The sequence below is a fragment of the Streptomyces sp. NPDC005706 genome (assembly GCF_040631045.1).
GTDB lineage: Bacteria > Actinomycetota > Actinomycetes > Streptomycetales > Streptomycetaceae > Streptomyces.
Genome location: NZ_JBEXYS010000017.1, coordinates 104,689 through 129,469 on the forward strand (window position 1 = coordinate 104,689; position 24,781 = coordinate 129,469).

At 71.2% G+C, this 24,781-nt stretch carries 19 protein-coding genes and 1 pseudogene; 3 read left to right on the plus strand and 17 right to left on the minus strand.

Translation table 11 applies throughout. The features are described from left to right. Nucleotides 1–568 precede the first annotated feature (568 nt). The 5 genes from ABZ478_RS25355 to ABZ478_RS25375 all read right to left on the minus strand — a co-directional run bounded on the left by ABZ478_RS25355 (nucleotide 569) and on the right by ABZ478_RS25375 (nucleotide 5,510). Nucleotides 569–1,234: an aspartate/glutamate racemase family protein gene (locus ABZ478_RS25355; RefSeq protein ID WP_359552943.1), complete on the minus strand. Its 666-nt coding sequence runs from the start codon at nucleotides 1,232–1,234 to the stop codon at nucleotides 569–571. A 38-nt stretch (nucleotides 1,235–1,272) separates the two neighbouring features. Continuing rightward, nucleotides 1,273–1,617: a GNAT family N-acetyltransferase gene (locus ABZ478_RS25360; RefSeq protein WP_359552944.1), complete on the minus strand. Its 345-nt coding sequence runs from the start codon at nucleotides 1,615–1,617 to the stop codon at nucleotides 1,273–1,275. Nucleotides 1,618–1,648: 31 nt separating this feature from the next. Next, entirely contained in the window at nucleotides 1,649–2,068 is a 420-nt protein-coding gene (gene panD, locus ABZ478_RS25365; protein ID WP_359552945.1) for an aspartate 1-decarboxylase, read from the minus strand. Nucleotides 2,069–2,890: 822 nt separating this feature from the next. Continuing rightward, complete coding sequence (locus ABZ478_RS25370) at nucleotides 2,891–4,687, minus strand: acyl-CoA dehydrogenase (RefSeq protein WP_359552946.1); 1,797 nt, start codon at nucleotides 4,685–4,687, stop codon at nucleotides 2,891–2,893. A 52-nt stretch (nucleotides 4,688–4,739) separates the two neighbouring features. Then, nucleotides 4,740–5,510 carry an SDR family oxidoreductase gene (locus ABZ478_RS25375; RefSeq protein ID WP_359552947.1) on the minus strand — a complete coding sequence of 257 codons (771 nt, stop codon included), beginning with the start codon at nucleotides 5,508–5,510 and terminating at the stop codon, nucleotides 4,740–4,742. A 353-nt stretch (nucleotides 5,511–5,863) separates the two neighbouring features. Between ABZ478_RS25375 and ABZ478_RS25380 the strand changes: the two are divergent. After that, nucleotides 5,864–6,067 (plus strand): annotated as a pseudogene (locus ABZ478_RS25380) (hypothetical protein); the annotation flags it as partial. A 46-nt stretch (nucleotides 6,068–6,113) separates the two neighbouring features. Here the strand turns inward: ABZ478_RS25380 and ABZ478_RS25385 are convergent. Further along, nucleotides 6,114–8,702 carry a LuxR C-terminal-related transcriptional regulator gene (locus tag ABZ478_RS25385; protein WP_359552948.1) on the minus strand — a complete coding sequence of 863 codons (2,589 nt, stop codon included), beginning with the start codon at nucleotides 8,700–8,702 and terminating at the stop codon, nucleotides 6,114–6,116. A gap of 18 nt (nucleotides 8,703–8,720) precedes the next feature. Beyond that, nucleotides 8,721–9,521 carry an intradiol ring-cleavage dioxygenase gene (locus ABZ478_RS25390; protein ID WP_359552949.1) on the minus strand — a complete coding sequence of 267 codons (801 nt, stop codon included), beginning with the start codon at nucleotides 9,519–9,521 and terminating at the stop codon, nucleotides 8,721–8,723. Between the two features lie 1,500 nt (nucleotides 9,522–11,021). Here ABZ478_RS25390 and ABZ478_RS25395 point away from each other — a divergent pair. Beyond that, nucleotides 11,022–12,512 (plus strand): HAD-IA family hydrolase, encoded by a 1,491-nt coding sequence (locus ABZ478_RS25395; protein WP_359552950.1) that lies wholly within the window; start codon nucleotides 11,022–11,024, stop codon nucleotides 12,510–12,512. A 17-nt stretch (nucleotides 12,513–12,529) separates the two neighbouring features. Next, nucleotides 12,530–14,674 (plus strand): NB-ARC domain-containing protein, encoded by a 2,145-nt coding sequence (locus ABZ478_RS25400; protein WP_359552951.1) that lies wholly within the window; start codon nucleotides 12,530–12,532, stop codon nucleotides 14,672–14,674. A 65-nt stretch (nucleotides 14,675–14,739) separates the two neighbouring features. Here the strand turns inward: ABZ478_RS25400 and ABZ478_RS25405 are convergent, their stop codons facing one another. From ABZ478_RS25405 to ABZ478_RS25450, 10 genes are all read right to left on the minus strand, one after another. Further along, a complete protein-coding gene (locus tag ABZ478_RS25405; RefSeq protein ID WP_359552952.1) occupies nucleotides 14,740–15,147 on the minus strand; it encodes a hypothetical protein in 408 nt (135 codons plus the stop codon). Nucleotides 15,148–15,193: 46 nt separating this feature from the next. Then, nucleotides 15,194–15,745, minus strand: coding sequence for a protease inhibitor I42 family protein (locus tag ABZ478_RS25410; RefSeq protein WP_359552953.1), 552 nt, complete (start codon nucleotides 15,743–15,745; stop codon nucleotides 15,194–15,196). Continuing rightward, entirely contained in the window at nucleotides 15,705–17,288 is a 1,584-nt protein-coding gene (locus ABZ478_RS25415) for a peptidoglycan-binding protein (protein ID WP_359552954.1), read from the minus strand. Before ABZ478_RS25415 ends, ABZ478_RS25410 begins: the two co-directional genes overlap by 41 nt. 11 nt (nucleotides 17,289–17,299) lie before the next feature. Then, nucleotides 17,300–17,671: a hypothetical protein gene (locus ABZ478_RS25420; RefSeq protein WP_359552955.1), complete on the minus strand. Its 372-nt coding sequence runs from the start codon at nucleotides 17,669–17,671 to the stop codon at nucleotides 17,300–17,302. Between the two features lie 308 nt (nucleotides 17,672–17,979). After that, nucleotides 17,980–18,222: a DUF5302 domain-containing protein gene (locus ABZ478_RS25425; RefSeq protein ID WP_359552956.1), complete on the minus strand. Its 243-nt coding sequence runs from the start codon at nucleotides 18,220–18,222 to the stop codon at nucleotides 17,980–17,982. Nucleotides 18,223–18,374: 152 nt separating this feature from the next. Beyond that, complete coding sequence (locus ABZ478_RS25430; RefSeq protein ID WP_359552957.1) at nucleotides 18,375–19,790, minus strand: DEAD/DEAH box helicase; 1,416 nt, start codon at nucleotides 19,788–19,790, stop codon at nucleotides 18,375–18,377. 243 nt (nucleotides 19,791–20,033) lie between these two features. Next, nucleotides 20,034–21,509 (minus strand): PHB depolymerase family esterase, encoded by a 1,476-nt coding sequence (locus ABZ478_RS25435; protein WP_359552958.1) that lies wholly within the window; start codon nucleotides 21,507–21,509, stop codon nucleotides 20,034–20,036. A gap of 300 nt (nucleotides 21,510–21,809) precedes the next feature. After that, nucleotides 21,810–22,961, minus strand: a complete 1,152-nt coding sequence (locus tag ABZ478_RS25440; protein ID WP_359552959.1) for a VWA domain-containing protein — start codon at nucleotides 22,959–22,961, stop codon at nucleotides 21,810–21,812. Further along, nucleotides 22,954–23,862 (minus strand): MoxR family ATPase, encoded by a 909-nt coding sequence (locus ABZ478_RS25445; RefSeq protein WP_359552960.1) that lies wholly within the window; start codon nucleotides 23,860–23,862, stop codon nucleotides 22,954–22,956. Before ABZ478_RS25445 ends, ABZ478_RS25440 begins: the two co-directional genes overlap by 8 nt. Continuing rightward, nucleotides 23,855–24,781 carry an XdhC family protein gene (locus ABZ478_RS25450; protein WP_359552961.1) on the minus strand — a complete coding sequence of 309 codons (927 nt, stop codon included), beginning with the start codon at nucleotides 24,779–24,781 and terminating at the stop codon, nucleotides 23,855–23,857. Before ABZ478_RS25450 ends, ABZ478_RS25445 begins: the two co-directional genes overlap by 8 nt.

A 24,781-nucleotide genomic window follows, 5' to 3' on the forward strand; every position in this document is an offset into this window, starting at 1 on the left:
CTGGGGGTCGGCTCGGGGCCCGGCGGGATCGGGGACGGTGAGGGCTCCGGCGGCCCGGGGGCCGGGGGTGCCGGAGGCGGTGTGGGATCGGGTCCCGGACCCGGCGGCGTCGGCTCGGGCCCCGGCGCGGGGGGCGGTACCGGGCTCGGGTACGGATCGGGCGGGGTGGGACCCGGGCCCGGGGTCGGGCCGGGAGGTACGGGGTCGGGGTGCGGACTCGTCATGGATGGCCTCCGGCGGTCGCTGTACGTCGTCGCCTCTGGACTACTCCCCCGCCTACCCGAGCGCCGCTCGGCCACTCACCCGACGGCGGCACGGAAGGCGCCCGGGTGGAGGCGCGGGGCGCGCGGTTCGCACTTGCCGGCTGCCGCACGGCCACCGCGGAACCGCCGCCCCGGCGGCGCTCCGCCTCCAGCGGCCACGCATCCGCGCCGTGAGGACAGCCTGGTCGTGCTCAGCGGTCACGCACCAGCGCCGCGAGGGCAGCTTCTGTCCTGGCGCAGCCCCGCACTCAGCGCTCTCGCACCGCCGCCGCGACGACAGCCCCTGGCCTGGCGCGGACCGGTACTCAACGGCCCCGGCCCCAGCGCTCTCGCACCGCCGCCGCGACGGCCGCGGCCCCGGCGGCCAGACCCGGCCGGGGGCTGGACAGCACCGGAATCGGCGCCGAGGTCAGGCGCTGGGCCGGGGCCATGGAGGCCTGGGCGAGGACGATCACATCGGTGTCGGTGACCGCGTCGGCTGCGGCCGCGATCCGCTGTACGTACGCCTCGGTGGCTCCGGCCGTGAAGTGGTCCCAGGCCCAGTCAACCAGCACGGTGCGGACGGAGACGGGGCGGCCGGCCCGGTGCGCCTCCTCCTCGACGAGATCGGCGGTGGGGCCGAGGGTGCTGCGAAGGGCGGCGAGGACGGTGACGCGCGGGCCCGCGGCCACGGCGGCGGCCGCCATCGGCCGGTCGACCCGCAGCACCGCCACACCGGCCGCGGCCGCCTGGGCCTCAGCGACCCCGCCGATGGTGGAACAGGTGCACAGCACCGCTCGCGCCCCGGCGCCCACGGCGCGGCCGAGGACCTGGCGTACATCCCCGCCGACCGCCTCGGGGCCGTCCCGCCGGGCCCGCTCCAGCAGCTCCTCGTCGACGAAGTGCCGTAGCTCCAGCTCCGGGTGGTCGCTGTCGCGCAGGGCGTCGAAGACCGGGACGTGCACGGGTGAGGTGTGCAGAAGCGCGAGCATCGTGGAGCCGGAAGCCTCGGTGGTCCGGTCCGCCGGCCTCAGAAGCGGCCGGGGTGGGCCCGCAGCCAGTCCTTGGCGGCGGCGAGCAGTTCCGGGTCGGCCGGCGGGGCGACCTCGGGGTGGCGTTCGGCCCACTTCACGACGTACGGGCACAGCGGGGCGACGGGGACGCCCTCGCGCTCGGCGACGGCGTACAGCTCGCGGGCCAGGGAGCCGGCGATGCCCTTGCCCTCGTGGGCCGGCTCGACGATGGTGTGGACCGGGACCAGGGCGCGCGCGGGCGACTCGAGGACGAAGTACTCGACGCGACCGGCGACTTCGCCGTCGCCGACGGCCTCCAGCCGGCCCGCCGCCCGGTCGTCGCGGATCTCGATGTCAGTCATGGGCACGCACGCTCCTGGTCGTCGTCCCGGGTCAGGCCCGAACGGCCTGCGGGCTGCGCTGCTGGTCCGAGCCGGGCACCGGAGCCGACGGGTCGGCACCGAGCTCGACGATCCGGTTGTCGCCGTCCACGTGCACCACCCGCGGCTTCAGTTCCCGCGCCTCGGCGTCGGTGACCTGAGCGTAGCTGATGATGATCACCAGATCCCCGGGGTGCACGAGGTGGGCGGCCGCGCCGTTGATCCCGACGACCCCGGACCCGCGCTCCCCCTCGATGACGTAGGTCTCCAGGCGGGCGCCGTTGGTGATGTCCACGATGTGCACGAGCTCACCGGGCAGCAGATCGGCGGCGTCCAGCAGGTCCGCGTCGATGGTCACGGATCCCACGTAGTGCAGGTCGGCCTGGGTGACGGTGGCGCGGTGGATCTTGGACTTGAACATGGTACGAAGCACGAAGAAACTCCCGATTCGTCTGCTCCCTGCCTGCTTTTTGCAGGTCAAGGGCGATGTTCGGAGGCTACAACGTTTGGCATGTGTGGTCAGCTGTCGCCGGGTGTTCGAGGGCTCACACTGACCCGTTGCTGACTTTATGGCGGGCGCGCCAGTCATCTGCGCACGCGCGTCACGTGATCTCGGCGGGCTTTCCATTCGAGTCGATGTCGAGTGCCTGGCGCGGCGTATGTCTGCGTCGACGTCGGCGTCGCAATGACGACCGGGGCCAGAGCCCCGCGGAGAGCTCCTGAACCGGATCGCTACCCATGTCGGCCACGACTGCATCGAAGCTACGATGCTCATGGAACTTGAAGCCGTCCACGACGAGTTCCAATTCCAGGCCCCCCCTGGTCCTGGCGACCCCATGGAGCCCTCGAGTGTGGCGATCTCGACTGTGACGCCTCCTCGGACGAGGGCGCCTCCACCGCGTCGAGTGCCTGGTTGCCGCCCTGGTCGTCGTAGACCATCACGTACCTGCAGCCGTCGCGCCCCGGCAAGCACGTCCCAGGTGTCGTTGACAAGGGCGGCCCCGGGTTTACGGTGTGCCGCGGAAGTGCGGCCGGTCGCAACGATCACGACGTGTCAGGGCTGTTCGAGAAGCGCCCCCGTCCAAGCGTCCCGGCGACTGGACGCCTGTGGAGCGTCACTTCCGCGACGGGCAGACCGAGAAGCGCGCACAGAGCCGTCCAACGGCGACAAGCTCACAGCCATACCCAGAACCCATGGGTCCCGCCGATCTTACGAATGACCGGCCCAGACCCACGCCTGGAAGGTGGGACCAGCTCAGAAGCAGTCCGCGGGCATGTCGAGAGTGGTGCGGTCGAGGCTTTCCAGCAGCGCGAACTGCGCCTCTGTCTTGGGCAGTTCGTACCGGAAGAAGTACTGCCCCGCCCGGCGCTTGCCCTCGTAGAAGGCGCCGCTGTGTCCGGCGGCGGCCAGTATCTGCTCCAGCCACATCCAGGCAACCACGACGTGTCCCACGGCTTCCAGATAGACCGAGGCGTTGGCGAGGGCGGTCTCGGCGTCCCCGGCCTCCCACAGGCGCTGTGTCACGGCGGCGACGCGGGCGAGGGAGGCGTCCAGCTGTCGTCCGAAGCGGGCGACCTGGTCGTCCGCGGCCGCCGCGCGGGCGGTCGTCGTCGAGATGGTCTCGATGAGCAGGCGGAGCCCCGCGCCGCCGTCCATGACGACCTTTCGGCCCAGCAGGTCGAGGCCGTGGACGCCGTGCGTCCCCTCGTGGATGGGGTTGAGGCGGTTGTCCCGGTAGAACTGCTCGACGTTGTACTCGCGGGTGTAGCCGTAGCCGCCGTGGACCTGGATGGCAAGGTTGTTGGCCTCCAGACACCACTGGGAGGGCCAGCTCTTGGCGATGGGAGTGAGCATGTCCAGCAGAAATCCGGCTCTGGCCCGTTCGTCGGCGGTCGGGGCGGTGCGCTCGTCGTCCAGCAGCCGCCCGCAGTACAGGATGAGAGCCAGCGCGCCTTCGACGTACGACTTCTGGGCGAGGAGCATGCGTCGGACATCGGGATGCCCGACGATCGGAATCTGAGGGGTGGTGGCGTCCCGGGCCATGAGCGGGCGCCCTTGGGGCCGGGTGCGTGCGTAGTCCAGGGCGTGCAGGTAGCCGGTGTAACCGAGCGCTGTGGCACCGAGTCCGACACCGATGCGGGCCTCGTTCATCATGTGGAACATGTAGGTCAGTCCGCGGTGGGGCTCCCCTACCAGGAAGCCGACGGCGCCGGGGGACCCGCCGGGCCGGAAGGCGCCCTCACCGAAGTTCAGCAGCGTGTTGGTCGTCCCTCGATACCCCATCTTGTGATTGAGGCCGGCCAGGGCGACGTCGTTGCGCTCACCGAGCGTCCCGTCGGCCCCCACCAAGACCTTGGGGACGATGAACAGCGAGAGCCCCTTCACCCCGGGCGGGCCGCCGGGGATCCTGGCCAGGACCAGGTGGACGATGTTCTCCGTCAGTTCGTGGTCGCCACCCGAGATCCACATCTTGCTGCCGAACAGGCGGTAGGTGCCGTCGTCGGCCTGTTCCGCGCGGGTGCGCACATCGGCCAGCGAGGAGCCCGCCTGCGGTTCCGACAGGCACATGGTGCCGGAGAAGCGGCCCTCGACCATCGGGCGGACATAGGTGTCGATCTGCCCGGGCGTGCCGTGGGCCAGCAGCAGGTTTGCGTTGCCGATGGTGAGGAAGGGGTAGGCGGCCGTTCCCACATTGGCTGCCTGGAACCAGGCGAAGCAGGCGTTGGCCACCACGCTGGGCAACTGCATGCCGCCCACCTCGTGATCCATACCTCCGCCGATCAGCCCGGCATCGGCGAAGACCTTCAGGGCCTCTTCGACTTCGGGGATGATGAGCACCCGCTCGCCGTCGAAGCGCGGCTCCTGGGTGTCGTTCTTCTTGTTGTGCGGCGCGAAGTGCCGGGCGGCGATCGTCTCACTGAGGTCCAGTACCGCGTCGAACGTTTCACGCGAGTGGTCGGCGAAGCGGGGGCGCGCGGTCAGGGATTCAACGTCGAGCCACTCGTGCAGCAGGAAGTCGAGGTCTCGGCGGGAAAGCAGGAGGGAGGCCATGGTGCTCTTCTTCTCGGGTTCGGGTTCCTTGCGGAGAGGTGTCGCCGGCCGGTCAGACCGTGGTGCCCAGGCCGCCGTCGACGGGGATGACGGCGCCGGTGACGTAGGCACCCGCACGGCTGGCCAGATAGACGGCGACGCCCGCCATGTCGTCCGGCCGCCCGATCCGGCGCAGCGGAGCCGCCTGCGCGATCGCCTCGCCCATGGCGTCCAGGGTCGCGGCCATCATCTTCGACTCGAAGGGACCGGGCGCGATGGCGTTCACCGTGATGCCCTGCGGCCCGAGCTCCTTGGCCAGCACACGGGTCAAGTGATGCAGGCCCGCCTTGCTGGCCGCGTAGGAGTAGGCCGAGACCGGACTGACGTGCAGACCGTCGATGGAGCCGACGTTGATGATCCGCGCAGGGTCCTCCGTCGACCCGCCGGCGCGCAGCTTCGGCAGGAGGGCCTGGGTGAGCAGGAAGGGGCTGCGCAGGTTGAGGTCCATCACCTTGTCCCAGCCACTGACCGGGAACTCGTCCAGGGGCGCGCCCCAGGTGGCGCCGGCGTTGTTCACCAGGATGTGCAGCCGCTCCTCCCGCTCGCCGATCTCTGAGGCGAGTCGGTGGCACTCCTCCTCGCGCGACAGGTCGGCGGCCAGCGCGACCGCCTGGCCGGAACCGGAGAGCCCGCGCACGGCCTCCTCGCAGGCTTCCGCGTTGCGGGAACTGACGTAGACCTTGGCTCCCGCCTCGACCAGCCCCCGGGCGATCATCAGGCCGATGCCGCGGGAACCCCCGGTCACGAGGGCGGTTTTGCCGGAGAGGGAGAACAGTGGGATCACGGTGGACTCCTGAGGGTGAGGGGCGGCGCGGGCAGGCTGTTCCCGTCAGGGCAGATACTAAGCAGTCGCTTAGCCGCTGGCCAAGCCCTGCGCCCCGCGAACCCCATCCGCGCCTCCGCGCCTCCGCGCCTCGACGGTGGTGGAGTGGACCGGCAGCGGATCCCTCAGAGGCCTCGGCCCTGTCCGACGCCCGAGGCGACCAGCACGACTCCCTCAGTGGCGGCAACGCGGTCCTTGGAAATCTCCTGGCACTCGATGCGTCAAAAGCAGCCCGATCCTCGGACATGATGACGATCTTGTCGTGACAGCGCTCACGGTCATGGACGGTTATCTGCGCAACGACGTAAACCGGCATGCCTGCCGTCCGCCCGCTGGCACTGCGGGTGCTGGTGATGGCTCCAATGCCTCGTGTCCGTGCCGCCGCCGGCGGTCTGGCGACGCCGTCGATGGCGACCTGCTACGCCCAGCGGGCCACGGCCGGACTGATCATGAGCGAAGGGGTGCAGCCGAACGTGGTCGGGCAGTCCAACCTCGGCACGCCGGGACTGCACACCGACGGGGGGGACCGAGCCTGGTGGCTTGCAGCCGGGTCGGCCGGCCCCGTCACCCTGCCGCCTCGGTCCGTGCGGCTGCCCACAGTGCGATCTGCGTGCGGGAGCGCAGGCCCAGCTTGTCGCGGATCTTGTCAAGGTGCGTGGCGACCGTATGGACCGAAAGGCCGAGCCGGTCCGCGATCTGCCGGTTGGTCAACCCTTCGGCGACGAGTTCAGCCACCGTGGTCTCCCTTGCGGTGAGCCGGAACCGATCGTCTGCGGCCCGGATATCACGCCGCGTTCGGTGGTCACCGCTCCCTGCCCCGAGCGCGTACGCGACCAGCCGCTCCCCACGCAGCCCACGGGCACCGGCGACAGCAGTCTCCCGCGCCGCTGCCGACAGCCGTGTCCGGGCACGCGCCGCTGCTTGTTCCATCATGTGCCGCCAAGGAGCCTCGGGCTCGGTGTCCAAGCGGCGCCGCGCCCGCACGCTCGCCTCGTACAGCCGCAGCGCACGCTGCATGTCACCGTTCTCCGCTGCCACGAGGGCCAGGCCCTCCACGGGGTACAGAGCGTGGAAACTGCCCCCCGGAACGATCCGCAGCACCTCGACGAACAAGGTCTCCGCACTGCGCAGTTGTCCCAGGGCCAGCCGTACGGCCCCCGCAGTGTGCAGCGCGGCCGCGGCCCGAGGCCACGGCGCTTGCTCCCTCAGAACGGGCAGGCACCGTGACATCAGCTCGTCGGCCTCCAGCTTCCCGCCGGCCTGGAGCAACGCCCACGCCAGGTGATGGGTGCACCAGGCGGCGTCCTGCGGCCTGCCAAGGGAAGCGACGGCCTCAAGGCACTCCCGTAGATCCGCGACGGCCTCGGTGAACTCACCACGGCACAGCCGCGCCGCCGCCCGGGCGTCCAGGGCGTTGGCCAGTCCGGCGGGGTCACGGCGCATCCGCTCGCTCTGCACCGCCTGCTCGCCGAGGCGCAGTGCCTCGTCCGGATCAGCCTGTTGGCAGGCCACGCGTGCGGCGAGCGCCGGCACCTGCCCACCCAGTGCCCGGCCCCCGGCTCCCGGCAGTAGTCCAGTGAGCAGCGCACGGGCGGACGACGGCTGTTCCTGCTGGTAGTGCACACGCGCCAGCTCCAGTGTCAGCCGTACCCGCACGGCATCGCCGTGGCCGGCGCTGCAGGCCAGTACCGAGGCGAGATTGTCCCGTTCCGTCGCCAGCGGGCTGCCGGCCTGGTCGGCGAACACGTCCCCGCGGCCCCGCTCGGCCAGCTCGGTCAGCCACGCGAGCGCCCGGCGCAGGGTGGCGTGCAGCTCGCCGGATGCGCGCAGACGGTCCAGGGCGCAGACGCGGATGGCACTCAACTGCCTGAAACGTGTAGGTGCCGTCACTCCCGGCAGACGCACGACGAGCGACTTCGCTTCCAGGTCGCACAGGATGCGGAAGACCTGCCGCCGACCTATGCCGTCACCGGCGCAGACCATTTGCGCAGCAGCCACATCAAACCCGCCGACGAGGACCGAAAGACGCCGGAAGACCGCCTGCTCGGCCGGATCCAGCAGTCGATGGCTCCAGTCGACCGCTGCGGCGAGCCCACTGTGGCGTGGGGGTCCGGTTCGGCTTCCCCCGGTCAGAACGTCCAGTTGGGAGAACTGGTCGTCCAGCCCCGCCAGGATGTCGCTCAGCGAAAGCGCACCGACGTGGCGGGCCGCGAGTTCGACGGCGAGCGTCAGGCCGTCCAGGCGCCGGCAGATCTCGTCCACCAGGTGGCCGTTGCCGCAATCGAGCGTGAACCCGGGGGAGCTGCTCGCGGCGCGGTCGACGAAGAGCCGTACGGCATCGGACTGCATGAGGGCCGTCACATCGTCTCCGGCGTCGGCCGGCGGCAGGGACAGCTCGCCGACCCGGAACACGCTCTCTCCGGGCACCCGCAGGGCCTCCCGGCTGGTGGCCAGGATCCGCAGACGGGGGCAGCGCCCCAGCAGGATTGCCGCCAGCCGGGCGCACGGCTCGGCCAGATGCTCGCAGTTGTCCAGAATCAGCACCCGGGGGGCGCCGCCGATCGTCCGGACCAGAACGTCGACGCCGGGCCGGCCCGCTCCTTCGCCCACCCCCAGCGCGGCGGCCAGGGTCTGCGTCAGCAGCGCGCCGTCCTGGAGGGAGGCGAGTTCCACGAGGTCGACTCGTGCGAAGCGCTTCGGTAGTCCCTTGGCGAACTCCAGCGCCAGCCGGGTCTTGCCCACCCCGCCCGCACCGGTCAACGTAAGGAGGCGCGAAGTCCTCAGGAGCGCGCGCAGGCACGAGAGCTCGCGCTGCCGGCCGACGAAGGAGTCGAGCCCCGGCGGCAGGACACTGCCACCGGCCGTGGGGACCGCAGCAGTGACGTTCGAAGCCGCCCGTCGCCGCAGCGCCCGCTGCCGGCAGGCGCTGGAGCAGTATCGAGCCGGCCGCCCCCCGTGCGGCTTCACGATCAGCGCCTCACCGCACACATCACATGTTCGACTCCGGCTCATCCCCGATTCCTGGCCGCACCGCCCCGGAACGAAACCATCGCCCTGAGCCATGTCCCTCCACGAACGCCCCGGCCGGCTTCGGCACGAGCAGAGCGGCCGCAGTCGCGCGTGCGATGGCCGCACCGTGGCAGGTGCGGCCACTACAGGCATCCAGGCGCGTCAGGGTGTGGCGGCGGGGTCGATGCCGAGTACGACGGTTCCGGTCACTCCCTTGCCGAGGCCGCTGCCTGCCTGGGTGAGGGTCAGCAGGGTCGAGGACCCGCCGTTGCGGTAGATGCCGTCCCGCGCGTTGAGCGTGCGGGTGGCCGTGTTGTTCCGGTACGGGGACAGGGCGGCGATCCTCGTGTTGTACGCCTCCGGGAAGTAGAGCTGGCCCGTGTGGGACACATGGCCGCCGTGGTAGGTCCCGTTGGACACGGTGCCTCCCGCATGCGTCTTGACGTGGATGTGGATGGCCCGACCGACGTACCAGCCGGGGTAGACGGTGGTGAACTCCGCGACACCGGCGGAGTCGGTCAGCAGCACACCGCGCAGGAAGGTGGTGTCCGGGGTGGAACCTCCGGCGGCATAACCCGAGTAGACCCCGAGGGCGTCGCAGTGCCAGATGTCGACCGCCGTCTGAGGCAGCGGGGCGCAGGTCGCTGCGTCGACCACCGTCACGCGGAGGGCCAGCGGAACACCCGCCTTCCCTTCTGTGATGTCCTTGCGGACCGTCTCCAGGTCCAGGTAATACGGCCCCTCGGTCTGCTCGGGCGTGAGGACACAGGCGGCAGCCGGCCGGGCCGCGGACTGGTGCTCGGTTGCGGCGGTCGCCTGCGTGGCGGCGAGCCCCGTGGCCACGCCGAGGGTAGCGCCGCCCAGGGCGGCTATGACGGACCTGCGGGTGGCACCTGCGGGAACGTCCGACGGCTCGAGTTCGCGCTGCGGTTCCGCGGCGTTGTGGTGGGGGATGTCAGTCATGGTGTGAGCATGGCGCCGGTGACGACCCACGGGATCGCACGGACGACCCACGAGGCCACCGCGTTACGAAACCCACCATCGGTTCCGAGGGCGCCGTACACGGTCGTCGCGTCCATGACGATCCGCCGCGTCCGCGCAGCGAGCGGGAGGTCAACCAGCGGAGACACTGCTGCGACGCACGCTGACCTTTGCTGACCGGGGATGAGCCTACAGAGCTCTGACCTGCGCGAATCTCTCGATGCTAGATCTTGGACTTGAACATGGTGCGCAGCATTCAGCACCTCTAGAAGACGGGTCCCTGCCTGCTTCCTGCAGGTCAGGGGCGTCGTTCACTCTACAACGGCATGCCTTGGACTCGAAGAACTACCACAACATCGTGCGCCGCGCGCTGCCGCGGGTTGTTCCGGGAACACGGCAGTCCGGACCCCCTGCTCTTCGGGTTGCCGCCCTGCCTCCACGCCGTCGAGAACGGCGAGCCATAGCGCAGAAAGACCGCATCGACCACTACTTCCTCGAACGCAGGAAACCCCGCCGGAGCCAGCCGACGGGGGTTCCTCACCTCTCACCTGTTATCACGGAAGCCCCTATCCGAGCGGTCGGGCGAGGCGGCGGGCGAGTAAGCAGGTGCCCTCCGCCTTCGTGCTCGCATGCGGAAGACTCGTGCGGCTTTCGTCCCCGCCGGACGGCGGACTCGCCGCTCAACTCGCGGCGTTGGCCGCGGCCGAGCAAGGCTGCTGCGCCTTCTTCGACTTCACCCTCCGTCTGACCCCCGATGCCCCTCGGCTGACCGTGCGGGCTCCCGAAAGCGCCGCCGGGATGCTGGCCGACCTGTTTGGAGCACACGTATGAACAACTCCGTCCTCCCGCACGTCCAGGCCCTGGGGCGCTCTCGGTGCCAGGGCGGCCGCGATCGCCGCGTGCGCGGTGTGCTGCGCGGGCCCGATCCTGGCCGTGATCGGCGGTGTCGGGGCCGTCTCGGCGATCGGCGCGCTGTGGATACCCGCCCTCGCGGCAGTGGCAGTGGCGGCCGTCACGGGGATCCTCGTCGTACGCCGACGCCAGCGGGCAGCGGCCTGCCGCACCGCCCCGTCCCACGCCGATCTCGGCATGCCCTCCCTCGGCCCGCCGCACAAGGGCAGCACACCGGCGGGCCGAGAAACCAACAGCCGGTGTCGGTGCCGGAGGCGAGAACTGCGGCCGGCCGCCTGCCCCGCTGATCCACGAAGGCGTTCCGTGCCCTGACGGGACATCCCACCAGCGTCCGGCGCACAGCGCACCGTGGGGCCTGAGACACGACACGACGGATGTGAACAGGAGCCACACCGAGGTTCCCGACGTCTCGCCGCCTGTCACACACGAACTCGTTGGCCCGGCCGGAGGAATTCCCCTCTCGGTCATCCCCGGAATTCCCGGAAATCACTCCGTCCTCACTGACACCGCGGGACCCGCTGTGCACGCACCTGCTGTTGCGGCCGGACCCGATGTCCTAGCATGCCTGACATGACGTCAACTCTGGACGGCCACCCGATCGACGGTATCGTCTTTGACTGGTCCGGCGTGTTGGCCGATGAGATCGAGGCGGTGGCCCAAGCCCACGCGAGTGCGATCGCCGCATTGGGAGGGCGTCCGCTTACGGCCGAACAATGGAAGTCAGGAATCCTCGACGACTGGCGGCAGTTGTATGTGGACCAGGGAGTTTCGGCGCGTTCCATGCGGCAGGCTCCCGATGTCTTCGCCGCGCACTTCGCGAAGAATCTTCTCAGCGTCCACCCTGTCGAGGGAGCCGGCGAGGTCTTACGGGACGCGAGAAAAGCCGGTCTGAAAATCGCCATTCTCAGCAATCAGCTCGAGCCCTGTCTCCGTTCCTGTATCCGCCACTTCGGATGGGAGCAGTACTTCGACATCGTCGTCGCCGCCCGGGGCGCCAAGGTCCCCAAGTCCGATCCGGAGGCTCTCTGGGGGATCCTGCGCGACCTGCGTCTGAAGCCGATGCGCACGATTCTGGTGGAGGACATGACGCAGGGCATCAACCTGGGCAAGGCCGCCGGACTGGTCACGGTGGGCAAGCCGTCCGTCCTGCGTCAGGACCTCTCAGCCGCGGATTTCCTGGTCGACGACCTCAGGGACGTGCTCAAGGTGGCCGAGGGCGCCGCGGCGGGCAGGCTCGCGGGAGGCGGCGCCAGCCGCGAGTACCGGGATGTCTACGAGCGTCGAGAGCGCGAGAAGTCGGCGGGCCGGATAACCAGGCTCCCGGACTGGTACCACTCGGAGAACCTCTCCTTCGTCCGCTATCTGCACCGTGCCGTCGCCACCCCCGCACCGGCGCTCGCCGTCGACGTCGGCTGTGGGAGTTCCTTCCACGCGATGGCCATGACACGGCTGTTCCGCTGCCCGGTGCTGCGCATCGACCTGACTCAGGCGGCGTTGAGACGGGGGTCCGCGCTGTCCGGCGGGCTCCCCGGGCCGGCCTCGGTGCAGGCGGACGCCGCGCGGCTGCCCCTGAGGGACGCCACCAGCGACCTCACCCTCTGCGCGGAACTCCTGGAGCACGTACCCGATCCCGACGCCGTGCTCGCGGAACTGTCACGGGTGACCCGCCCCGGAGGCCTGCTCGTGCTGGCGGTCCCCAACAGTGTCGAGGCCACCTGGCCGCTGTTCCGCGGCATCCAGCGCAAGAGTTTCTCGGCCGGGCACGTCCGCGAGTACACCGTGGACGCCCTGGCCGAGGCGGCCGAGCGGGCCGGCTTCCACCGGGTCTCCCTCGGCAGCCGCTGGTTCCTGTTCTACTGGCTGGCCTTCGGCGTCGAGCGCAGCCGTCTCGCGGCCCCGGCCGCCCGGGCGTTGCTGCGCCTGCGATGGCTCTCCCGGCTGACCGGCCGGATCGTGGAAGAGCTGACGTTTCTGGAGACACGGGTGCTGGGGCCCCGCAGTCGTCGCGGGATAGGCATATTCCTGATCGCCAGAAAGAACGCTCATTCCGTCCACGGGTGACCACAACAGGGGGAAGCATGTCGTTGGAAGTCGCCGTGCCGGTGATTGTGGGTGTTCTCGGCTTCCTCTATCTGGTCTTCTTCGGGCAACGATCGGTCGTGGAATGGTACGTGGAGAGGCGTCGGCGCCGCGATGACCGTTCGGAACGGGAGGAGGCGTCCGAGCGGCAGATAGAGAATCTGCCCTCACCGGACTACGCGGAACTCTTCGGACGCGACCGGGAAATGGACCGGATCATCTCCATCCTCCGCCCCTATCCTCATTCTCAGCACGCCGTGGTGGCCCTGGACGGGATCGGCGGAAGCGGAAAATCCGCCCTGGCTCTGGAAGTCGCGCGATATTACGTGGTGAACCATCTCAAGCTCGACCGGGGCGAGCGGTTCGACGCTGTCATCTGGGTTTCCGCGAAGGAGAATCTGCTCACCGCGCGAGGAACCCAGATACGCCCGTGGCGGCACCGGACGCTGGACGACATCTTCGAGACGATCGCCATCTGCCTGGGCCGGGAGGACATCACGCGCGCTCCCGCGGATCACCGCGTGGAAGTCGTCCGCAACGCGCTCAAGCGCCAGCGGACGCTGCTGATCGTGGACAACATGGAGACGATCAACGACGTGAGCGTGGAGTCCTTCCTGCGGGAGCTGCCCGCCCCGACCAAGGCGATCGTCACCACCCGCTACCGCCTCGACGTGGCCGTCTCCGTGAGCCTCGGCAATCTCCCGGCGGGAGAGTCCCGGAGCCTGCTGCGGCAACTCGTGTCACAGACCACCGACTCCGGCACCGGCACGGGCACCGACGCGGGCGCCTCCGTCGACAGCCTGATCGGCCTGACGGGCGGTCTCCCGCTGGCCATCGTCTGGTCGGCGGCGCGCATCCGGTTGGGCATGACCCTCGACGAGGTCGTCGAGGACCTGTCGTCGGGCCACGACGACCTGACCCGCTACTCCTTCAGCGGCATCCTGGAACGCGTGTCGGTCCGGCCCGGCCGGGTGGAGGTCATGCACGCCATCGCCGCTCTGCCCACCCCGGTCACCCTCGGACTGGCCGCCGGAGCGGCGGGCATAGCGGACCAGGAATCGGTCCGTGCGGCGCTCCACGACCTCGTGCATCTCTCGCTGCTGCAACGTCAGGCCGGGACCTGGGACATGCACCCGCTGGTGCGCCGGCATCTGAGGCCGTCCGACGCGGGTGATCACGACGCCATACTCGAGCGCGCGACGCGGTACCAGGTGGGGTACCTGAGCCGGCTGATCGGTGACGAGCGGACCCAGCACGTGCGGGCCACGCAGTACGCCTCCATCGACCTGGAGTGGCCCAACATCCGTTACCTGATCGCACGGAGCAGTCAGGAAGGCGCCCACGAAGACGTGCGAAGCCTGGTGGGCGGGCTCGGCTACTACCTGCACGCGCGCGGCCTCTGGACCGATGCGGTGTGGGCCTGGGAGACGGGTGCCACTTCCGCGGAGGAATGCGGCGACGTGGTGGCCCAGGCCCGCTTCCTCACCTACCTCGGCTACATGGCCTTCTTCATGGGACGGCCGGCCCGGGCCACCTATTACCGACGCCAGGCGGAACGCCTCGTCGCGGCGGACCGTCCCTCGTACCAACTGGGCAGCCTCTTACGGCTGTCCGGCTATCTGGCCCGCGAATCGGGCCACACCGACGAAGCGCTGGGACACTTCCGCCGGGGGCTGGAGGTCATGCGGACCTGCGACAACGTCCACGGTATCTGCCGGCTGCTGAACGACCTCGCGGAGACCCAGGCCCTGTCGAGTCAAGCCCAGGAGGCGGAGACCCTCGCCCAGGAAGCCCTGTCGCGCGCCGACGCCGAGGGCGAGGTGATCGAGAAGGTCCGGTCCATGGGCGTTCTCGCCAACATAGCCCTGTCCGCCGGCAACCTCGGTCTGGCCCACGCCTACGCGACCGAGAGCCGTGACCAGGCGCTGGAGTGCGGATGGTGGGAGGACGCGGGAAAGGCCTTCCACATCCTCGCCCGTACGGAAGCGGCCGCCGGGAACCATTCCCGGGCCCGGAGCCTGGCCGTGGAAGCGGAGACCTACTTCGACCGCATCGGCAGCGAACGGGGCATCGCCGAATGCCGCGCCTTCCTGACCGGTCTGCCCGACCGCGGCCGACGCCGCATCCTGGGGAACCGGGTCTAGCCTCGCGGTGTCGTGACGCGGTCGATCAGGAAGGCAGACAGTGCCTTCCACGACCGGCTCGCACGCTAATGGCCCCGCGCCCGGGTCAGCTGCTTCAGTTCGATGATGGTCGCGACGGCGTGCAGCCAGGTGGCCGCTGTGTCGTCGGCGGGGATCCCGCCCGCGAGTTCGGTGCCGGCCCGCAGCCATTCCCGTACGAGGGCGGCCGCCTCCCGGCGGGGCAGGGGCTCGGGGAGTTCCGCGGCGCGGGCGAGGCCGCCGGCGCGCACGGTGTCGGCGAGGAAGGCGACCGAGCGCGGCTCGGTGCCCAGGCGGTCGAGGATGACGGCCGCGGCCGCGGCGCCGTCGCCGAACAGGGCGGTGCGCCGGGCACCGGACTCGGCGGTGAGGCCGTAACGCAGCAGGACGGTGATGTCGAGCCGGGCCAGCTCGTCGTCCGTGCGGTCCGGCGGGTGCGGGGCGTCGTCGTTCATGGCGGGGCCTCGGGTGTCTCGTCTCATCTGACCGGTCCGCCGCGGCTCAGCCGACGGTGACGGTGTAGGTGATGCGTTCGGGGGCCTCGGAGGGGGTGGCCGCCCCTGTGGTCGGAGTGGCGGAGGGCCCGGTCGTCTCGGGGGGCTGGGTGGAGCTGTTGCCCTGGCAGGTGGTGAACGTGCAGTGCAGCAGCGTGAACCGGGTGGTTCCCTTGCCCTTGGCCTCGAAGGTGAAGGTGAGCCGGCCGCCGGCACCGTCCACCGGCTCGTCCCCGGAGTCCGGCGCGTAGTGCCGGCCGCGGCCGACCAGCACCGAGCTGTCGGGCTGGGGGCCGACCAGGTACCAGTACTCGCGGGTGGAGGCGTTCTGGCCGACCGTGAGTGTGAAGCGCTCGCCCGGCTGGGCGGTGATGCTGGTGTCCTTCACCGGGCGGCTGGTCGTGCCCGTGGGGCGGCTCGCGGTGCTCGTGGAGCCGCCGGCCGGTTCGTCGGTGCCCGAGCCGCAGCCCGTGGCGAGAGCGAGGAGCGCGGCCGCCGCCAGCGCGGCACCGCCCCTGCTACCGCGGAAGATAGACGCTGTACGCGTTGGGGAGATCACTGTTGGAAGCCTTGCCCATGTGGCCGTTGATGAAGTCGTCCTCGCTGACCCAGGTGGTCGAGCCCCAGGGGTTGTACACCTGAAGCATGTCACCCTCCTGGGCGATGATGGTCATGGCGTGGGCGCCCTCCTTGCCCGAGACGTCGACCGGCACCGGCCGCCCCTGTGCCACCGACTTCTCGACTTCGGTGAGGACCGCCCTGCGGTCGTCGGCGCTGTTCAGGTCCTGGCGCTCGTAGTCACTGCCGGTGGCACCGCCGACGGCGGAGTCGTTGATCCGCTCCTGCCCTTCGGGCCCCATGCCGCCCCAGTTCTTGCCGCCGTCGCCTTCGGTGTGCAGCCGGTGCTGTTCGGCCACCAGGCGCTGCTTGAAGGCTTCCGGGTCGTCCTGCTGCCCGTCGGGGCCGCCGGTGAGGTCGAGCGCGTAGAGGGGGTCGACCATGGCGCGGGACGTGACCGTGGACGAGGCCACGCACGTGCCCTCGGAGCCGTCGCCGCCCTGGACCCACCGCTGGCCGTCGAACGTGACGTAGTCCTTGTTGTTGTTCGAGCCGTCCGACCCCAGACCCTCGTCGTTCATGCTGTCCGCGGCGGTGACCACCGGAGTGAGATGCCGGCGCAGCCAGTCGGGGTCCTTGCCGTGGATCTTGTTCTGGAACTCCCCGATCTCGGTGACGCTGTGGCCGGCGGCCAGGGCCTTCATGAGGTAGGCCCGCTCCTGCGGGCTGTCCGACTTGGCCAGCATCCGCTCCATGGCCGTCTCGTCGTCGAGGCTGAGCAGGTCCATACGCGTCGACGCGCGCGCGAGGTCGCCGGCCGTGAGGATCTCGTTCAGCTCGGTGTCGGCGCCGGCGACGCCGGTGTCGGCGAGCATGAGCTTGTCGACGGCGGTGAGTTCGCTGGTCTCCATCTTCCCGGCCCGTGCCTCGGCGGCCCACTTGTTCAGGTCCCGGGCCGCGACGCGGGTGGCCTCCTGTGCCTCGGAGACGGCGTCGTGCATCAGGTCGACCGCGTAGGAGCCGAAGTGGGCGGCGTTCTTGCGGTCCCACTCCTCCTCGTCGTTCTCGTGCAGGTCGTCGAAGAAACCGTCCTTGCCGCCGAGCGTCTTCTTCTGCTCCAGCAGCTGTCCGCGGCCCTGTTCGTCCTTGCGCTGCGCGGCGCCGATCGCGTCGGCCAGCGTCAGCAGCACCGTCGCGCCGCCCTGGAACGCCTCGCCCATCTGGGTCACGGACCGCCCGGCGGCGTTCACCACGTCGGAGGCGAGGACGCTCGTGTCGCCGACCCACACCTCCGGAAGACCCTTGCGGCCCACCCGGTCGACCTGGTCGAAGACGCTGCCGACCTGGTCGACCTGGCCGCGGTAGAGACTGGCCAGGCCCTCCAGCACGGCCTGGTCACCGCCCGGTCCGGGCACCGAGAGGGCGTCGTCGATCAGGTCGAGGAGCTCGTTCTTGCTTCCCGCGTTGAGTATTTTCTTGGAGAGCCCGGCGAGCCACGCGAGGCGGAAGGAAGGGGAGTCGAGAGGAGAGGAGAAGAACGACACCGGCCCGTTCCTCAGTAGCTCGACAGGGCCGAGGCGCGCCCGCCCTGCGCCGATGTGCCGGTGCCGCTGCTCGTGCCGCCGACGGGGACGCGGTCCGCTTGTGTCCTCACCAGGCCGTCGGTGCCGTGGTAGGTCTTCTTGGCCAACTGCACCTTGGCACCGAGCTCGTGCAACGCCGACGCCAGCGTCTTGCTCTCCGCCTCCCAGGCCTTGACGAACGCGTTCAGCGCCGACGCGGCGTCGTCGCCGCCGACATCGCCGTACGAGTAGCTGGTGCGGGCCTTGACGGCCGAGCTGACGCCGTCCATGTCCGTGCCCGCGTCGTCGAGTTGCCGGGCCTGTCCGGTCATGCCTGCCTTGACCTGGTAGCCGTCCGAGCCCACCGCGCCTCCCCCGTAAGCGTTCGATCGTGCCGCGGGGCAGGCTAACACCCGTCGTGAAGACGGAAATCACCTCTCGTGAGCCGCGCACACCTCCTCCACATCAACCGCCCGACAGGCACGCACCGGCGATCGTCCCGGCCTGGGCGATCGGCCTCGACTCGCCCTGCACCGGCACGATCGCGGCTCCGGCTACGCCTGGCCCGCGACGCGCGCAGGAGCCTGCGCACGTCGCGGATCACGGCACGGGCCGCGCGAGCGGTTGGAGCGCGGACGGCCGGCGGAGCGGCCGGCTGCCGGGACCGATCGGCTCAGCCGCCGCTCTTCCGCCTGAACGACCGCTGGCTCGCGGCCGGGCCGTGCGCCGCGCGCACCTTCGACGCGTTCGGGTTGGCGGCGGCGTCGGCGGCGTCCGCCTGCGCACCGCGCTTGCGCGCCAGGGCTTCGCGGAACTTGCGCTTGAGGTCGTAGTTGCCGTCGCTGTCGGGCGCCAGCGGGGGCGTCTCCGGGGCGGCCGGCTCCGAACCTTCCGTGGGTACGGGCTCTGCGGTCATGGTGACCTCCTGGGGGTCCGGGGGTGGGTGAACACAGCTTGTCATGCCTTGCGTTGGCCGGGGCGCCTACGACATCGTCCTGCTCCGTCTCGGCGGGTGTCCCCTTACGGCCGCGGCCCCGTGGCCGGGGGCCGCCGCCAGGGCAACGCCTCTCAGCCGGTGCGGCGCACGCGGGCGGCCTTGCGGGCCTCGGCCAGCTTGCGGGCCTCGCCGGCCTTCCGGGACTTGCCGCCGGCGCCTCGGGAGCTGTCCTTGCTCGTGCCGAGGCCGCGGAAGGGAGCGTTGGTGTTCTTGGGGCGGGGGACGGCGGGGCCGCCGTCGAGCGGGACCCCGGACGGAGTCCTGGCGCCGGTGATCCGGCTCAGCTCCGCCTCGCCCGAGCGCACCTTGGTGACGGTTGCCTCGATGCCGGCCTCGGCCATCATGCGGCTCGTCTCGCGGCGCTGGCCCGTCAGCACGAGCGTGACCACGCTGCCGGACTCACCGGCGCGGGCGGTGCGGCCCGCCCGGTGCACGTAGTCCTTGGGGTCGGTGGGCGGGTCGACGTTGACCACGAGATCGAGGTCGTCGACGTGCAGGCCGCGGGCCGCGACGTTGGTCGCCACCAGGACGGTGATCTGGCCGTTCTTGAACTGTGCCAGGGTCCGGGTGCGCTGCGGCTGGGACTTTCCGCTGTGCAGGGCGCCGGCGTGCACCCCGCTGGCCCGCAGATGCCTGGTGAGCTGGTCGACGGCGTGCTTGGTGTCGAGGAAGAGCAGTACGCGGCCGTCACGGGCGGCGATCTCCGTGGTGACGGCGTAGCGGTCGGGGCCGTGGACGACCAGAACGTGGTGCTCCATGGTCGTGACCGTGCCCGCGGACGGGTCGACCGAGTGGACGACGGGGTCGTTGAGGTAGCGGCGGACCAGCTGATCGACGTCGCGGTCCAGAGTGGCCGAGAACAGCATCCGCTGACCGTCGGGGCGCACCTGGTCGAGCACGTCGACGACCTGCGGCAGGAATCCCAGGTCGCACATCTGGTCGGCCTCGTCGAGCACGGTGATCCTCACCCGTCCCAGACGGCAGTCGTTGCGCTCGATCAGGTCGTGCAGGCGTCCGGGGGTGGCGACGACCACCTCGGCTCCCTGGCGCAGCGCGGAGACCTGCCGGCCGATCGACATGCCGCCGACGACCGTGGCCATCCGCAGCCGCAGCGCCTCGGCGTACGGCGCCAGCGCCTGGGTGACCTGCTGGGCCAGCTCCCGGGTGGGCACGAGGATCAGGGCGAGGGGCTGCTTCGGTTCGGCGTGCCGCCCGGCCGTACGTGTCAGCAGCGGCAGGCCGAAGGCGAGCGTCTTGCCCGATCCGGTGCGCCCGCGTCCCAGGACGTCGCGTCCTTTCAGGGCGTCGGGAAGTGTGGCGGCCTGGATCGGGAAGGGCTCGCGCACCCCGGCTTCGTTCAGTGTCCGCAGCACCTCCACCGGCAGTTCCAGACCGGCGAAGGAGACGGCCGGGAGCGGCGCCGGGTTCGGGGCCTCGGGCTGGACGGGACCGCTGTGAACGGTGCCGGAGTCATCGGGATGCTTCATGGAGAGCCTTCCGCAGGGGAACGTACCGAGGAAGGCCCGGCAGGACGGAACAGCCCCCGCCCATGCGGAACCGAACAGTCGGAATCGCCCACCGCGACGACCACGCAAACGCATGACACTAACACAAGGCATGACCTCGCGCCGCGCTGATCGTTAACGGGCATGCGGCGTGCGGCGGTGGCTTCACCGGGTGTGGGTGGAGCCACCGCCGCAGGGCGTGGGCACGGCCTGTCCGGTCGTCCGTCAGGACGGGCAGCCCGAGTCCGCGATCACGTAGTAGCCGCCCGAGGTCTCCTTCAGGGTGTGGGTGACGGAGACGTTGTAGAGGCCCATGCTCTGGTTGGAGCCGTTGGCGTAGACATAGCCGAGACTCTGGTGGGCGCGGCCCGCCGCGACCTGGTTGTAGTTGTTGTCCGTGAAGCACCGCGGCTGGTACCCGGTGGTCGTGGCCGTGACCGCCGACGACCGCGTGCCGACCGCGCCGCCGGAGTCCGTGGCGGCGACGGTGTAGCCGTACTGCGTGCCGGAACTCAGTCCCGTGTCGGTGTACGACGTACCGGTGGCCGAGCCGACCTTGCTGCCGCCGCGGTACACGTCGTACGACGCCGCGCCGCTCACCGCGGACCAGGCCAGCGACGCTGTGGAGTCGGTCGTGCCGGTGACGGTGAGCCCGGTGGGCGCCGGGAGGCTGCCGGTGCCGCCCCCGGCCGTACCGTCCAGACCCCAGAACTTCGCGGTCCAGTACGACGAGCAGATGTAGCTGAGGTAGTAGGTACCGGTGCTGCCGCACTGGTCGGTGCCGGAGCCCGGGTTGACGGCGAGGCCGTGCGCCATGCCGGAGACGGAGAAGGTCTCCACGGCGGGCCTGCCGCTCGGGTCGTTGTACACGGACTGGGTGGTGCCGCCGGTCAGGGTGGTGGTCGAGGACGGGGTCCGGCCGATGCCCCAGACGTCGGTCCACTGGTCGCGTTCCTCGGTGGCGTTGGCGGGGTTCACCGTGGTGTCGGCGGTGCCCTGCCAGATCGCGACGCGCGGCCAGGGCCCGCTCCATCCGCCGGAGGCGCTGCGGACCGCGTCGCCCCACTGCTTCGGGGTCTTGCCGACCGCGCTGTGCTGGCAGGTCAGACCGCTGGACAGGTCGGTCGCGCAGCCCGCCGGGATGCCGGAGTCGATCGCGCCGCCCGCGAACACGTCGGGGTAGTCGGCGAGCATCACCGAGGTCATCGCGCCGCCGGCCGACAGCCCGGTGACGTAGACGCGGCCGGGGTCGCTGCCGTAGTGGGACCTGGCGTTGTCCACCATCTGCCTGATCGACAGCGCCTCGCCCTGGCCCCGGGTGTAGTCGGCGGACTGGAACCAGTTGAAGCAGGAGTTGGCGTTGTTGGAGCTGGTGGTCTGCGGGAAGACCACGGCGAAGCCGTACGTGTCGGCGTACTTGGGCCAGCCCGAATGGCCGTAGTAGTCGCTGGCGCTCTGGGTGCAGCCGTGCAGGGCCACGACCAGCGGCGCACCGGAGGGCAGGTTGTCGGGGGCGTACTGGAACATCTGCAGGTTGCCCGGGTTCGAGCCGAAGCCCGGGACCTGTTGCAGGCTCGCGGCCCGCGCCGGGGCCGGGGAGAGCCCGAGGACCACGGCGATCAGGGTCAGGACCAGCGCCGCCGTGGAGGCGGGGCGTGGCCACGAGCGGCGCGGCAGCGGGTGGGGGGAAGTGGGGTTCATCGTGCCACCTGGGTGATCGCGACGGGTGGGGAGGTCGAGGGGAGCCGTGCGCCTGTGTCAAGTGCGGTGCATGGCGCGGAAGTTACGGGGAAGTTACGTCCGTCCCACGGGAAGCCGTAATGGAGACGCGCCCCACCTCGCGGTGGCCGGGCCTGTGGGTCCTCACCGTTGCGGCATGCGCGGAACCCGCTAGCGGGGAGCCGCTGCCGGGGCCCGGTGGGAGTCAGGCCCGTGCCGTCCCGTCGGGAGCGGGGCCGCCCATGCCGGCGGGTACGGGCACGGGGTCGGTGGCGGGCAGGGTCAGCGGCGGCGGCGGCGCGGGGCGGCCAGCGCGGCGGTGAAGTCGTCCAGGGCCGCGAGGCTGTGGGCGCTGACGACCGCGTCACAGTAGGGCAGCGCGGCGGCCATGCCGGTCACGAGCGGACGGTAACGCGGGCTCGCCGAGCGCGGGTTGACCCATACGACGCGGTAGGCGACGCGGGACAACCGCGCCATGTGGGTGGCGAGGGCGGCAGGCCCGCCGGTGTCCCAGCCGTCGGAGACGATGGCGACCACGGCGCCGTGCGCCATGCCGCGCCGGCCGAACCGCTCGTTGAACTCCGCCAGGCACTCCCCTATCCGGGTGCCCCCGGACCAGTCGGGGGCCGTACGTCCGGCCCGCGCCAGGGCGTCGTGCGGCCCGGACCGGCGGAGGACGGGCGTGAGTCGGGTGAGCCGGGTGGCGAAGGTGAAGACCTCGGCGTGGGTGGCGCGAGCGGCGCAGAAGAGCAGTTGGAGCATCGCGCGGGCATAGGGCTCCATCGAGCCGGAGATGTCGCAGAGCACGACGAGGTCGCGAGGGCGGGTCCGGGCCACGAAGCGGCGCAGCCGCAGTGGTTGTCCGCCGGTGCGGCGGCTGTCGGAGAGGGTGCGGCGCACGTCGATGCGCGTGCCGTGGTGGGCGGTGCGGTGCCGGCGGGACGGCCGGGTCGGGGTGTGGAGCACCATGGTGCGCATCACCTCGGCGAGCCGCGCCAGTTCTTCGACGGACAGGTCCGCGAAGTCACGGCTCGCGAGGCGGTCGAGCGGACTGGCGGCGACGGGCACGGCGGCCTTCCGCTCCTGTGCTCCGGCGTCCCGGCCTCGTCCGTCCGCGGAGGCCTTCACGGTGCCTGGCACGCGGCCGGGGACGGCGTCCGGGAGCGACCGGGCGGGGTCGCCGGCCTGTCCGCGTTGTGCTTCACGGTCTTCCGGGCCGCCGAAGACCGCCCGGAAGACCGCCTCGAACGGCTCGATCTGCTCGGGGCCGGAGACCAGGGTGGCGAGCGCGCAGTGCCGTAGCTCGCGCGTCGTCGACGGCGCCAGCAGGGTGAGCGCCCGTGCGAAGCCGCGGGTACGGTCGGGGCCCACCGCGATCCCCGCCTCACGCAGGGCGGCGGTGAAGGCGGCGGCCAGTTCCGGCAGTTCAGGCATCGGAGCCCGGCTCCGCGTCGACCAGCTCCGCCAGTCCGGCCCGGCGTACGGCCTGAAGGTCCTCGGCGTATTTGAGTACCGCCCCCAGGGTGCGGCCGGCGGCGTCGGCGTCGAGATCGCGGAGCCCCAGCGCGTGCAGCGCGCCCGCCCAGTCGATCGCCTCGGCGACGCCGGGCGGCTTGGTGAGCTCCTGCCGGGCCCGCAGGCGTGTCACCGCGCGCGCCACGCGCGCGGCCAGCCATTCGGCCGACTCCGGTACCCGTCTGCGGATGATCGCGGCGACGCGCGCGGTGTCCGGGTGGTCGATCCAGTGGTAGAGGCAGCGGCGTTTGAGCGCGTCGTGCAGATCCCGGGTGCGGTTGGAGGTCAGTACGGTCACCGGCGGCACCACGGCCACGCGGGTGCCGAGTTCGGGGACGGTGACCGCGGCGTCGGCGAGCAGTTCGAGCAGGAACGCCTCGAACTCGTCGTCGGCGCGGTCCACTTCGTCGATGAGCAGCACCGCCGGCCGCGGTCCCGGGTGGCGTATCGCGGCGAGCAGGGGCCGTGGCAGCAGGTAGTCCTCGGTGAACAGGTCGGCGTCCCGCAGGGGTTCGCCGCGCGACTCGGCCAACCGGATGGCGAGGAGCTGCCGGGGGTAGTTCCACTCGTAGAGGGCCTCGGCCGAGGACAGTCCCTCGTAGCACTGCAGCCGGATCAGCGGGGTGTCGAGCACGGCGGCGAGCGCACGGGCCGCCTCGGTCTTGCCGACGCCGGGCTCGCCCTCCAGCAGGATCGGCTGCCGCATGCGTACGGCCAGCAGCAGCGCCGTGACCAGGGCGTCGTCGGCGAGGTATCCGACCGCGTCGAGGCGCGAGCGCAGGGCGGGGACGCCGGGGACGAGGGGGTCGGGGTCAGGCATGCGCGTAGCGGGAGGGGTCGTCGGCGAAGGCGTGCCGGCACCCCGGCCCGCAGAAGTACACCCGGTGGCCGGCCTGGTCCAGTGAGTGGGTGTCGGCCGTGACCGCCACGGTCATGCCGCACACGGGATCCACCTCCTCGGGCACGGCCCGTGGCGCGGCCGGGTAGGCCTCGGGGCACACGGTTCGCGCCGTCTGCGGCCGCAGGGCGATGATCTCGGCGTACACCGACAACGCGATCTCCGCGGGGGTCCGCGCGCCGATGTCCAGGCCTGCCGGGGTGTGGACGCGCGTCTTCTGCTCCTCGCCGAGATCGAGCCCGGCGAGCACCGTCGCGCCGCGCTTCGGGCTGGCCACGAGACCGATGTACGGGACCCCGGCGCGCGCCGCCTCGGTCAGCACGGTCTCCTCGTCGCGGCCATGGGTGGCGATGACGACGACGTGCAGATCGGGCGGCAGCGGCTCCCCGGGCGAGGCCGGCCGGACGTCCAGGCCGAGCACCCGGCCGACGTCGAGCAGGGCGCGGGCGACGGGGGCGTGTCCGTAGACGTAGGCCAGCGCCGGGGGGAGGTTGGCCTCCAGGAAGATGTCGAGGGTCCCGCCCGACAGGCAGGGGTTGGCCACCGTGACGAGGCCTTCGCCCGGCTCCTCGGCGCCCGCGGTGTCGCTGCCGCCGGCGGGGGTGATCCTCAGCAGCAGCGATTCGCCGGTCCGCAGCACCCGCAGGCCCTGGAGCTGCACCGTCGTCTCGGCGCAGCTGCCGCCCACGAAGCCCTCGACGGTGCCGTCGGGCAGCACCAGTGCGCTGTCCCCGGGCTTGGCGCTGGTGGGCCGTTCCACGTGGACGACGGTGGCCAGGACGAACGGGGTCCGGCCGTGCCGGAGCACGTCCGCCCGGGTCAGGAGTTCGGCGTCGGTCAT

Coding starts and splice junctions, on each gene's coding strand:
- ABZ478_RS25355 (WP_359552943.1), bottom strand. CDS start 1,234: ATGCTCGCGCTTCTGCACACCTCACCCGTGCACGTCCCGGTCTTCGAC.
- ABZ478_RS25360 (WP_359552944.1), bottom strand. CDS start 1,617: ATGACTGACATCGAGATCCGCGACGACCGGGCGGCGGGCCGGCTGGAG.
- ABZ478_RS25370 (WP_359552946.1), bottom strand. CDS start 4,687: ATGGCCTCCCTCCTGCTTTCCCGCCGAGACCTCGACTTCCTGCTGCAC.
- ABZ478_RS25390 (WP_359552949.1), bottom strand. CDS start 9,521: ATGACTGACATCCCCCACCACAACGCCGCGGAACCGCAGCGCGAACTC.
- ABZ478_RS25395 (WP_359552950.1), top strand. CDS start 11,022: ATGACGTCAACTCTGGACGGCCACCCGATCGACGGTATCGTCTTTGAC.
- ABZ478_RS25400 (WP_359552951.1), top strand. CDS start 12,530: ATGTCGTTGGAAGTCGCCGTGCCGGTGATTGTGGGTGTTCTCGGCTTC.
- ABZ478_RS25405 (WP_359552952.1), bottom strand. CDS start 15,147: ATGAACGACGACGCCCCGCACCCGCCGGACCGCACGGACGACGAGCTG.
- ABZ478_RS25425 (WP_359552956.1), bottom strand. CDS start 18,222: ATGACCGCAGAGCCCGTACCCACGGAAGGTTCGGAGCCGGCCGCCCCG.
- ABZ478_RS25430 (WP_359552957.1), bottom strand. CDS start 19,790: ATGAAGCATCCCGATGACTCCGGCACCGTTCACAGCGGTCCCGTCCAG.
- ABZ478_RS25435 (WP_359552958.1), bottom strand. CDS start 21,509: ATGAACCCCACTTCCCCCCACCCGCTGCCGCGCCGCTCGTGGCCACGC.
- ABZ478_RS25440 (WP_359552959.1), bottom strand. CDS start 22,961: ATGCCTGAACTGCCGGAACTGGCCGCCGCCTTCACCGCCGCCCTGCGT.
- ABZ478_RS25445 (WP_359552960.1), bottom strand. CDS start 23,862: ATGCCTGACCCCGACCCCCTCGTCCCCGGCGTCCCCGCCCTGCGCTCG.
- ABZ478_RS25450 (WP_359552961.1), bottom strand. CDS start 24,781: ATGACCGACGCCGAACTCCTGACCCGGGCGGACGTGCTCCGGCACGGC.